Source organism: Marinilabiliales bacterium (assembly GCA_007695015.1).
Lineage (GTDB): Bacteria > Bacteroidota > Bacteroidia > Bacteroidales > PUMT01 > PXAP01.
The window spans coordinates 26,314-38,430 of the sequence record REEN01000044.1 but is presented as its reverse complement, the minus strand read 5'-3'; the positions used below and the strand labels follow the sequence as shown (position 1 = coordinate 38,430).

General features: G+C 48.7%; 6 protein-coding genes. 3 read left to right on the top strand and 3 right to left on the bottom strand.

The annotated features are described in order from the left end of the window. Positions 1 to 19 precede the first annotated feature (19 nt). The 3 genes from gcvH to ruvA form a co-directional block, all read right to left on the bottom strand. Positions 20 to 400, bottom strand: a complete 381-nt coding sequence (gene gcvH, locus EA408_04370; GenBank protein TVR73544.1) for a glycine cleavage system protein GcvH — start codon at positions 398 to 400, stop codon at positions 20 to 22. A gap of 168 nt (positions 401 to 568) precedes the next feature. Beyond that, positions 569 to 8,023: a cell surface protein SprA gene (gene sprA, locus EA408_04365; protein TVR73543.1), complete on the bottom strand. Its 7,455-nt coding sequence runs from the start codon at positions 8,021 to 8,023 to the stop codon at positions 569 to 571. A gap of 3 nt (positions 8,024 to 8,026) precedes the next feature. Continuing rightward, on the bottom strand, positions 8,027 to 8,608 hold the full coding sequence (gene ruvA, locus EA408_04360; protein TVR73542.1) for a Holliday junction branch migration protein RuvA: 582 nt from the start codon (positions 8,606 to 8,608) through the stop codon (positions 8,027 to 8,029). A gap of 197 nt (positions 8,609 to 8,805) precedes the next feature. Between ruvA and EA408_04355 the strand changes: the two genes are divergently transcribed. The 3 genes from EA408_04355 to EA408_04345 all read left to right on the top strand — a co-directional run bounded on the left by EA408_04355 (position 8,806) and on the right by EA408_04345 (position 12,026). Continuing rightward, positions 8,806 to 9,981 (top strand): proline dehydrogenase, encoded by a 1,176-nt coding sequence (locus tag EA408_04355; GenBank protein ID TVR73541.1) that lies wholly within the window; start codon positions 8,806 to 8,808, stop codon positions 9,979 to 9,981. 5 nt (positions 9,982 to 9,986) lie between these two features. Then, complete coding sequence (locus EA408_04350; GenBank protein ID TVR73540.1) at positions 9,987 to 10,481, top strand: hypothetical protein; 495 nt, start codon at positions 9,987 to 9,989, stop codon at positions 10,479 to 10,481. A 207-nt stretch (positions 10,482 to 10,688) separates the two neighbouring features. Next, positions 10,689 to 12,026: an NADP-specific glutamate dehydrogenase gene (locus EA408_04345; GenBank protein TVR73539.1), complete on the top strand. Its 1,338-nt coding sequence runs from the start codon at positions 10,689 to 10,691 to the stop codon at positions 12,024 to 12,026. Positions 12,027 to 12,117 lie beyond the last annotated feature (91 nt).

The following is a 12,117-nucleotide window of genomic DNA, read 5'->3' as shown; positions in this document are numbered from 1 at the left end:
CAGGCCGGGTTAAAGGATATCAGGCATCAATCAGGCCCCTGTACTGATCTGCAGTCAAAAGCGAATCAACCTGCGAAGGATCTGACATCCTGATCCTGATCATCCAGCCCTCCCCGTATGGATCCTTGTTAATTATATCAGGAGTCTCTGCAAGCTTTGAATTAACTTCGTCAACCTCGCCTGACACAGGCATAAACATATCAGACACGGTCTTGACCGCTTCAATGGTTCCAAATACCTCGTCCTTGTCCAGGGTATCCCCTTGGGTCTCAATCTCAATGAATACTATATCGCCAAGCTCTCCCTGGGCAAACTCGGTAATACCTACAACTGCAACACCATTTTCAACCTTCACCCATTCATGATCTTTTGTGTACTTCAGTTCAACCGGAATTTCCATATCGAATAGTTTTTAAGGAATTATGTATTCAACAATTGCCATAAGTCCCAAAAGTAAACATTTTTTAGAATTTCCAAGCACGATTCTGCCAACAGATGTTAACCCTGGCAGGCCGGCTGCCAACCGCCGTCGAAAAACCAACCGGGCAATCAATCCTCATCTTCACAATTATGGTATAAGAGTAAAGCGCAGACTGAAACCAAAGCTGGTATTGGTTGTGGGAAATGACAAACTTACAATGGGACGGTTTATTACACGGTCTAAAAAGAGCCTTACATCAAACCGGTTGCTTATGACATAGTCGGCAGAAGCGTTGAGAGATATAACAGTCTGGCCGGCAGTGGGCTGAACTCCGTCTTCGGCCAACCTCCGAACTATGGTCATATTCTCCCTTATGGAGAGATCGGCCCGCAGGTTGAGGTCGCTCCTCAGTTCCCTCTGGACACCACCCGTCCTGTAAGCTATCTGCACATCCCTGAACCTGTAACCGATCCCCATGACCACTTCGTCACTTTTAAGCTCAGAAATCTGGTTGTTTGCAAGGCTCAGTGTAACCGTCCTCGATTTTCTCAGAGCCGCCCTGGAGGTGAAATTGTTGTTCCATGTTACATCTATATTAATAAGAGGATCAAACCTCTCACTTATTGCAACCGAAGAAATGTCATGTTCGGGAACAAAATATCCCCTCACCTTGTCCCTTATTATTCCAAAGCCGTCTTCCCCCTCCAGATAGTTCAGGTTGGTCACATAATTTGAGATACTGTAGGTTGACCTGTAAACATGGTTTATGCTGGCCGATTGCATGATAAGGTTCAGAAGGGGGGCACGCGCAAGTCCGTCATACACAATTCTCCAGTTAGGCATGGGTATCAACGGGAAAGTTTTGAGTGACACATTCATCGGATCAATTTTACCGTAGGCAGCCAGGAATGCAGGTAAAAGCACATCCTGTGAAAGGCTTCCGTAACCATCCGGGAAACCTTCCTCATCAATAAGTCCCGGGTCATACATGTCTGAGTACCCTCTCTGCTCTGCAAACCTCATGGCTATCACACGCCTGTACCTTTGAAAATCCTCATAAGCCTCCGAAGCATAAGCATTGTCGCCCGAAGGTTTTTCAAAAGCTGTTCCCAGTGACAGAAATGAAATATTGAAGTTCCCCGAATTAAATTTATTGCTGGCATAAAAAGTACCGTGCCTGTCGGCATAATAATACTCCTGCATATTTTCGACAAAAGTACGGCTTGCAGTAAGATCTATCCTGAAACCCGGAATGGGCTCAATCGTGCTTCTGAGGTTAAAGGTATTGCTGTGGCTCATCAAAAAGGGCTCATTCAGGGTGGTGTCGGTGGTCATCCACCCGCGGCGGACTGCCTGCCAGGCAAATTCAGGATCCTGGTAGCCCAGTATGAACGGGATCCCGGGAGCAATATGGTCATCAAAACCGCGGGTTCCCAGTATGTCGGTGCCAGGCAGGTATCCATGCAATACTGTGCCGTCTGTATGTGAATAGGATATGCCTATGTTCTGGACCGACATGAGCAGCCTTGAAGCGTGCTCGGCAATTTTGGTGAATATCGATTCCCTCACCTCAACAGTGCCTTCAACAAGTATGGTAGCTCCTTCAACATCAGTTTCGGGAGTAAATACGGCCCTCCTCTCATTGATAATATCGGTGCTGCCCCTGACCGGTCTTCCCTGGGCATCCTGAATCCTTACGGAGACCTCTTCGGTGTTCAGATTGTGAATAATGTTTTGCGGCCTGTTCGCGGTAAGGTTCACATTGGCCCGTTCATACCACACCTTCCTGAACTCAGGCTGCGGCTGCTCCTGCTGCCTGCCCGTGGCAGCCTGCATCTGCCTGGTTCTCTGGTTAACCCGCTGAAAATAATCAACCTTGTTGTACAGGTTAAGAAGGTTGAACTGAGCGTTCAACTGACTTGTATTACTGTTCCTTATTACATTGCCAAGGTTTATGCCAAGAGAATCCGGCAGAATAAGTCCGGTATCCCACCCGTAGGATGCATTGTACCGGGCAGTAACATTTACCCAGTTAAAAAACGGTATCTTGTTAAGAGGCAATGTATAGGTGAGATTGGCCGAGTGGAAGTACTGGGTGGTGCGTCCCAGGTTCTGGAGGTTGATCATGACAGAGTCCCTCCATCCCCTGTAACCATCAGGATCCCTGTAACGGTCAACTATTCCCTCGGGTTCATCTATACGGGCTGTATTGGTTGCCGAGAACTCAAAACGTAACTGCCTGGTGATGTCAAACCGCATATCATAGAACCTGTTCCAGAGGAAGTCCTTCTGATATGTCGGCAGGATGAGGAAATCAGGATTGTTAATATTTCTGAGCTGTCTTGCATGGTAATGCCTGTTAAGGTCTGTCCTGAAAGAGATGTATGAAGGTGCATAGTAGAAATTAAAGTCCCTCAGTATCCTGAGCGCAGGGGAGCTTAATATTCCCCAGTTGCTGAACGGGGTGACGTTTTGGGGACTAGCAGTATAGTTGTAGTTGATCCCCCCCCTGTAATTTCGTTGCAGCCGGTAATCGGTATTGATGTTCCTGCCGTACATCTCGCTGTAGGCATAGTTGATTGACCAATTGGCCAGGCTGTAGAATCTGGGCGGGCCATCGCCCCTGGCAATCTGCACATTCGTAAAATTAAGGCTCTTTCTCTGGGTGTAATCCTGTGCCATATCCCTTATCGAATCCCTTTCCCTCCGGGTTTCAGCGAGATCAAGAGCATCCTGCAGTGGCACATCAGGGTCGAGCGGATTATACCTGGGGTTGATGAACCCCTCTGAATAGCCAATATACATCGGTATGCGCACCCCCGAATCTTCAGGGAAGAACCTGCCCAGCTCCAGATTTGTTGAGACATCATACTGGTTGACCTGTACCTGCTGTCTCTCATTTACCTTCTGTTCAATACTTCCGAAACCAGGTTGGCTTGTTGATCCGGCCACTGTAACCGACCCCAGGTCGGCAAGCCTTGCCGTGACCCGGGCATTAGCAGCCCACCCTCCCTCATCGTTGAAATGTGAGAGGCGCAACTCATTAACCCATATCTCTCCCGACTTAGGCATCCCGTCATCCCCCGGAAGGGGATTGGTATTGCGGCCGGGATTCCTTACCCCGATCATCATGGTGCGGACATTGCTGAGATTAGGGTTGCCTACAACCCTCACCCTGTTTTCTCCGTCCATCCGCATAAAAACCGATGACATGGTTATTCCCGACCCCGGCACCTGCATCTGCCTGTTCCTCTCCTGCTTCAGCTCCTGGAAAATATCAAGCTCAATATCGAGCCGGTTTTCCCTGGGCCATACTGCTATCCTGTCACTCTCACGGTTGTTGTTATACCGGCCGGGAGGGGTAACCCTCAATGGGATCTCATACTCGTAATAGTTGTTCCTGTAGTCGGTTCCCAGTCTTACAAACACAGTCAGATCGCCATCATTCAGCAGATCGCCCGGCAGCGCGGCAGCGTGGACCTCCATCTGTATCCTCCTGTACTGCCTGATGTCAAGATTCATATTCTTGAATGCCGCCCTTGCATCTCCATCCTCAAGATTCTCAACCTTCAGCACCATAGACTGTTCATTGAGCTGCTGCAACTGCGGGTTTGTGGGATCGATCACCCTGTCAATGCCCGGCGGAAGAACATAGTTAACGGGTGTCTTGCTTGCATTCTCCTCAATGTTCACAGCCGAGATATCAAAAGTCCCCGTTGAAGGATCAGGATGAGCCAGCCCCTCCTGCCCTTCCATAAGCGACAGGTTGTACTGACGCCAGTCGCTCCTTACCAGGTCGAGCCTGGCAAACCTCATCACTACCGGATCTTCAAACCCGGTAAGGAACATTCTCATGAACCTGATCGACTTGAAGTCCTGGATCGGACCAACCGCATTCTCGAAATCAGACAGCGGGATCTTGAACTGGTACCAGTTTACTGCAGACTGTTCCCCGTTTGGGAAATTGACAGTGGTGCGCACCGAGTCAACAACATAATTATGCCCGACCCTCAGATCTCCGGGTCTTATACTGACCCGGTACTGGAAATAGGCCTCAGAACGGTTAAGTGTATTGTCGCGGTTTATATCTTCGGTGTTCGGGAGGGTTGTTGCAGAGGTGGGGTAGGATTCGGGCGACTGCTCAGAGGTGGGCGAATTCCCCTCCATATTGTTGTAGTACATGTACCTGGAAAGGATGTCCGCCTCCATGGCATCCCACTCCCTGCCCCTGAAATAGCGGTAATTATCGCTCGAAGGATCCTCCCAGGCACTCTCAAAGGCCGGCGAATCCTCCCCGAAAATCTGGGCTATCTCATCAAGGAAATCGAAAAAGAACGAACGTTCGTCTACCGTTCGAAGACCGTCAAGTCCGACATCCTGAAACTCACGGGCCTGGGGATTATTGTCGAAAGCGTTCACAAGCGACTGTTGTGTGGGCACCCGGCCCCATGCCGTGGTATCTACATCTACTACCAACTCGCTGGCAGGCAGTCCGTTCTCAAAACTCTTGCGCCCATCTTTCAGGATATCCTCAGAAACGTTGCCCAGGTTTATGTAAAAATCGCCCCCCGAGTGGTCTGCCATATCTTCAATGAACGGGTCCATAAGCCAGAATTCAACGTATTCGATATTGGCAGCTTCAAAATCGGTCGTATGGAGGGCCCTCATGATGCCTCCCCAGCGGCTGGAAGGATCCATAAGCCGCCCTTCCTCATCGATCCCTGCCGAATATGCCGACGGACTGACATCATAATTGTAGGGCCCGCGGTGGCTGGGATAGTAGGCAAGGTTAAGCACGGGTATGTTGGTGGGAATACCCGTGGGGGTTTCCCTTTCGGGGAACAGTTCGCGCTCGAACACCTCCCTTACGAAATGGCTGGACTGCAGATCGGGGTTGTTCCTTATATGAGTGGGCGTAGCCGAGGTATTCCTGAGGAAAAGAGGGTCGATTACATACCAGGCCAGCAGGGCACGGTTGTAGCCATATGCCAGGTCGTTGTTCAGGGCTGCTTCAGGGAAAAGCGGTTGTCCGTCAGGTGTGCTGGATATGAACCATGCACTGGGTGTCTTCAGGTCTATTGTTGTTTTGGTAGCCTCAAAATCATCTATGTATGAAACACCGTCCCTCCCGATGGCTCTTGAATGACCGGGAACGAGATGTGCAAATTCACCCTGAAAAGATATGGTGGATATTTGGTTGGTATTGATGAAGGGAAGCCTGTCTACCAGGTTTGTCAGGAACATCGATTCGGTACGGTAAGATGTATTCAGTCCCCAGATTGTATTGGATATCGGCTCATCCCCAAATCCAACCTTCTGAGTCAGCGGACGTTCCGTCAGATTCAGGATTGTGGCCCCCACATTGAAATTATCGGAAATGCGGTAATTAAAATGAGACCCAACAAGGGTTTTGGTCTGTATGGCAAACAATGACTGGCTCTCCAGTGATACCCTGATAGGAGTGCCCGATTCCAGCAGGCCCTGGTTTATTATCTGTACCCTTCCAAGAGTATAGTCAACAGTGTAATCCACATTTTCTGTAAGCTGAACACCACCGGCAGTGACCGTTACCGAACCGCGGGGCACATTCATGGCATTCAGCGGTATCTCTGAGCCGGCGGAGGACTGGTAGGTGCCGGCCAGCATGAACTTGTTCTTCTCGGCAACCTGCCTTGCCCTTGTCAGCGTTGAGTCGTAGAGCTCCTGGAAAACATACCGGTCGGCAATAGCATCATCGCCAATCTTTGCTCTCAGGTGTGACCCGAACGGCTCAAGCACCGGGAACACGATCCTCCCGTTTTCCGGGTATATGGTTACACCCTCAATAAAGTCAAACATGCCGTCGGGATGGGGATCCAGCTGTGAGTTAAGCTGGTCAAGGTTCAATACCCTCAGAAGTGTCTGCTCCTGGATCCTACCCTCGGGAATATAGTTTATGGCATTACCGGTCTGGTCATCACGATATAGCACATTAAGCTCAAAATTCCTGCGGTCAACCTGCCAGGCGCCAATGGAATAGACGTTCTTCATCATCAGGTCCCAGGTCGGAAGCCGCGGAGTTAGATTGGTTCCCTTCACCATCTTAACAATAAGCGCATCAGGAGCAGAGATCCCTTCATTCGAGAACTCCCCCACCCTGTAGGTCTGCCCGCCCATTGTATATTCAAATGCAACTGCAAGCACCTCATCGGCATTGAGTGCCGTGTTAAGCGAGATATAACCAAGCCTCCTGTTTATGGTATATTCACGTTGTGAAAGCATCCTCGCGTTCTCAATCTCCTCATAATCCTGGCCTATTGCAAATCCAGAGGGGGCCAGCGGCTGAAGGACCGAAGTAACCTGGTTGATGTTCCTGATGCCCGAATAGGTGGTGGTCATCATCTCGTAGAGGTTATTAAGGGCATTGCGCGGATGATCGCCCTGCTGCGACGGGTCCCGGGAAAAGTTCTGCGGCGAGAATATGTTCTGCTGAGTTTCGGCCAGATCCATAAAAGCCACAATATTCCGGGCATCTTCAAACCTGTTTGTCTTGTTGGTTATCCAAACCTCCACCCGCGTAATGTTTATCCCCGAACTTATAACGGGCAGATTTCTGAGCGATCCCTCGTAGGTATCCCTGAAGTACTGCGAAAGAAAGAAATGCCTGTTTGCATCATAATCGTCGGCATACACCTCAAACTCCTGCGTCTGAGCGCCACCTCTCACTTCAATGCTCCTCGATTCACCCTTCTGCTGAGAAAAGACACTGGTAACTGTAAGATTTCCGAATTTGAGCTCACTTTTCAGGCCGAACAGGCTCTGGCTTCCGGTAATCAGTGAACCAGGCAGAGGCAGGGTTACGTTTCCGGCTTCTATCCTTTGGATAATCTCATCCTCGCCGCCGGTATACTCCAGTTTGGTCTGGTTTTCAAACTCAAACATCGCTTCGGTGTTGTAATTGATCCCCAGATTTATCCTGTCGCCTATACTCCCGGTAACATTCATCTGTATCTTCTCCCTGAAATCAAAGGTGGTAACCCTCCTCAGCTCTTCCTGTATGTCAGGCCGCTCATTTTTAACGGTATTTATACCGAATATCAGTTCGGCCGATCCCTGCGGCTGTATATTGACCACATCACTCCCGAAAATCATATCAATGGCATCAACACCCAGGGAGAGTCCGGGAATGAATTCTGTACGTGCATCCGCGGCAATACCACGTGATCGCTGTTGCCAGTAATCCTGCATGGCCCTGTCAAGTGAATAACTGTGGTATTCCTCAAAGGTCATCATGCTTGGCCTTCCAATCTGGATGTCACCAACCATCCTCCTCATAAGGTATGTGTTGGTTCCTATATCATATTCTGTGGTGATACGGAACCAGGGAGGTATGGGTATTTCCCCCCGTGAAGACGGGCCTGCAGAATAATCCTGAAATATTTCAGGCATATGTAGCTCACCGGGTGAATTATCACCTGGGTCAGTCTTGTCAGTTACCGCACCGTAATTATAGCCAGCGTCTGGAAATCTGGTTGAGGCGCCCGGGGCCGAAACAAGTACCCATAACAACAATACACAAAAAGATATGCAGGAATATTTTGATGCCTTAGCCAATAAATTTATTTTCTAAAGTTTTTTCAAAGCCCTCTTTACCAGATCCTCGGCAGTTTTCACCTCACCGTCATTCAGAAGCTGGCTGATCACCTTTTCAACCGCATTACGGGAAAACCCCAGCATTATTAAAGCAGATAACGATTCTTCCCTGATGGTATTGTCTGCCCCCGCAAATATTTCTGTACCGCCATCCGTTTTGCTCAGCTTATCCCTGAGATCAACAATAATGCGTTGTGCCGACTTCACCCCTATCCCTTTTACACCCTTAAGCGCTTCAACATTACCAGATGCTATGGCCTTCCTTATGTCGGCAGGCGACAGCGACGAAAGCATTACCCTGGCAGTATTTGCGCCTATTCCCGAAACGGTTATCAGTTGCCTGAACAGTTCCCGCTCGTCCTTGTCGGCAAACCCAAACAGGAGCAATGCATCTTCTCTTACCACCTGGTGCAGAAATATTTTACCGCTCTCCTTACCCGAAAGTGCAGAGAAAGTATTGAGCGATATATTAACAAAAAATCCCGTACCTGCACTGTCTACAACAAGGTGGGCAGGGGCCAGTTCATGAAAGGTTCCGGTTATGTATTCATACATGGTTAATAATGTTTTTGTGCAAAATAAATAAATGCTGACCGGCAATTTCGATAATTATTCAATGATTCTTGTGTTATTATAAACATCATTGTATAAATTTGGATGTCAGCTTTAGGACTACGTGTCTGTTCGGCTGCTTTTAACTGTTAACCTGCTTTTAGCAGGGCTAAAAATAATAAATCCATTTGAGCTAACAGATGCAAATTCTTCAAAATACCGAAATAGCCTTTAAAATAAAAACAGACTCTGAACTCAGGAAGGCTGAAATTATGTTCAGGATGATGTCATCTCCGTTGGCAGTCAATATAATGGGAATGCTGGCAAAGCTTGCCCTTGGCTTGAGAATTCCGCTCAGATGGATCGTAAAACCTACGGTATTCAGTCTCTTCTGCGGCGGGGAATCACTTGATGAAGCGAAAAAAGTGGTGGAAAAGCTGTCAGAACACAATGTTCTGTCCGTAACCGATTTCGCCGCCGAAAACCGCAGATCCGAGGATGAGATCAACCAGGTGATAACCGAAATAGTTGCTGCAACCGACTATGCGGGAACTTCTGAGGCTGTTCCGTTCTCTGTCTTCAAGCCCACTGCACTGGCACCCCCGGGTGTTCTTGAGGAGACATGCACATTCACAGGCAGGCAGGCAACTGACCTGCTGGCAGCAGGAAAATTCAGGGAAAACATAAGAATCCTTTGCGAAGCAGCTCACAAAAGAAGTGTGCCTGTTATGATCGACGCCGAAGAGTGTCAATACCAGCAGCTGATCGACGACATCTGTGAGGAGATGATGGAGATATACAATAAAGAGAAAGCTGTCGTTTTCAATACTCTTCAGATGTACAGGCACGACAGGCACGGTTTCCTGAAAGAAGCTGTCGCCAGGGCCAGGAAAAAGCGATACTTCGCCGGGTACAAGCTTGTCAGGGGGGCTTACATGGATCAGGAGCGCGAACGAGCAAAAAAATTGGGTTATCCCTCTCCCATCCATCCCGACAAGGAGAGTACCGACAAGGCATTTGACGATGCGGTAACCACCTGCCTGGAAAACCTTGATATGACAAGCCTGTTTGTTGGCACACACAATGAGGAAAGCCTGTTGCGGCTTATGGAACAGATGAAGGACATGGGGATCCCCAAAGATGATCCCCGCATATGTGTGAGCCAGCTCTACGGGATGAGCGATCATATCAGCTTCAATATGGCGGCACACCAATACAATGTGGCAAAGTACCTGCCTTACGGACCAATAAAATACCTGATCCCTTACCTGATCAGGAGGGCCGAAGAGAACAGGTCGGTTACCGGGCAGTCGGGCAGGGAGCTGCATTATATCAGAATTGAGAGAAAAAGAAGAAAAAAGATATCCAAAACCTGAACAAGATGACGATAACAAATCAAAAGCAGGCGGTAAACCTCAGGATAATCAAATCACTGGCATTGCTGTTCCTGATAATATTCATCGGATTGTTGTATTTTGCAAATGTTCTGCGCGACGGGGCCTTTGGTTTTACCAGGGACCATATTGCCGTGTTCACGATCATGCTCGTTGTGCTATTCTTTCTCCTGAATTATGTGAGGGACCACCATTATATCTACTACTCCGACACCGGCGACAAGTTCATCCTGCGCTATTTCAGCCTGCGGCCCATGGCTGACAGGAAAAGTGCAATTGAGTTCAACAAGAGTGAGCTATCCAATTATGAAATAACCAGGTCATTGCACGGACTTAACAAAAAGCTTGTCATCTACAGGAAGACTGCACGGGGAGTGGCCAAATATCCGCCGGTAAGCCTGACTGCACTTTCAAAGAGCGATCTGGAAAAGATCATGGCCTCTATGCAGAGAATACTGATTGCCAACCGATCGGCAAAATAGAGGGCAAAAACATATTCTACAGCATGTTTTGTCTCCATCAAGCCACTTATCTTCCTGTCTAACTGCCTCTTAACGCTGAGGCCCATGAGAAAAGTCATCGGCATGCATGAGGAAAGTCATAGCCGGCATATCTGCTTTTCAGTTACATTTGTGTACTTCTCCTAAATCTTCAGGAAAATAAACCATAACCAACTAAACAACACTATCATGAATGTAGACAAACTAATGATCGATCTGGAGAAAAAACATCCCGGCGAAACAGAGTATCTCCAGGCGGTAAGGGAAGTTCTGGAATCGATCGAGGAAGTGTACAACCAGAATCCGCAGTTTGAATCAGCAGCAATCATCGAACGTCTTGTCGAACCTGACAGGGTGCTGACATTCAAGGTGCCCTGGATGGATGACCAGGGGCAGGCCCATGTCAACACCGGATACAGGATACAGTTCAACAACGCCATCGGACCCTATAAGGGGGGGCTTCGTTTTCACCCCAGCGTAAACCTTAGTATACTGAAGTTCCTGGGATTTGAGCAGGTATTCAAGAATTCGCTTACAACACTGCCCATGGGAGGCGCCAAGGGGGGCTCGGACTTTAACCCGAAAGGAAAATCGAATTCCGAGATAATGCGCTTCTGCCAGGCATATATGCTTGAGCTGTGGAAGATCATAGGGCCCGACACGGATATTCCGGCGGGTGATATAGGTGTTGGAGGCAAAGAGATAGGATACATGTACGGAATGTACAAGAAACTTTCATCCGAGCATACAGGTGTACTTACGGGCAAGGGGAGAAACTGGGGAGGCAGTCTCATCAGGCCGGAAGCCACCGGGTTCGGGACCGTCTATTTTGCCGAGGAGATGTTGAAGACCAAAGGAGAATCATTCAAGGGCAAGATTGTTACTGTTTCCGGATTCGGGAACGTGTCATGGGGAGCCATTATCAAGGCCACACAACTTGGCGCAAGAGTTGTTACCATATCGGGCCCTGACGGCTATATATACGACCCTGACGGAATAACCGGCGAAAAGATCGACTACCTTCTCGAACTCAGGGCTTCTAACCAGGATATAGCGAAACCATACTCTTTCGAGTTCCCGAATGCCCAATTCCACGAGGGCAAAAGACCATGGGAGGTCAAATGTGACATAGCCCTTCCCTGTGCAACCCAGAACGAACTTGACGAAGAAGATGCCAGAAACCTGGTTCAGAACGGCTGCATGTGTGTTTCTGAAGGAGCAAACATGCCCTCCACACCCGGTGCGATAGAACTGTTCCTGGAGAACAGGATCCTGTACGGCCCCGGCAAGGCTGCCAACGCCGGCGGTGTTTCGACAAGCGGACTGGAACAGACGCAAAATGCCATGAAGCTGAGCTGGACATCAGAAGAGGTTGAGGAGAAACTGCACCTGATCATGAAAAACATTCATGAATCATGCGCAAGATACGGGGCTGAACCTGACGGATATATAAACTATATGAAAGGGGCAAATATAGCCGGTTTCATGAAAGTTGCCAATGCCATGCTCGATCAGGGGGTTATCTGATAGAACAGGTACATAATTATCCATTAAAGAGGCTGCACCATTAGTGCGGCCTTTTTTTATACTGAACAACACGTGATCAGTTGCTGCTTTC

Excerpts from the sequence above, each read along its gene's own strand:
- ruvA (TVR73542.1), bottom strand. The coding sequence starts at position 8,608 with ATGTATGAATACATAACCGGAACCTTTCATGAACTGGCCCCTGCCCAC.
- gcvH (TVR73544.1), bottom strand. The coding sequence starts at position 400 with ATGGAAATTCCGGTTGAACTGAAGTACACAAAAGATCATGAATGGGTG.
- EA408_04350 (TVR73540.1), top strand. The coding sequence starts at position 9,987 with ATGACGATAACAAATCAAAAGCAGGCGGTAAACCTCAGGATAATCAAA.
- EA408_04355 (TVR73541.1), top strand. The coding sequence starts at position 8,806 with ATGCAAATTCTTCAAAATACCGAAATAGCCTTTAAAATAAAAACAGAC.
- EA408_04345 (TVR73539.1), top strand. The coding sequence starts at position 10,689 with ATGAATGTAGACAAACTAATGATCGATCTGGAGAAAAAACATCCCGGC.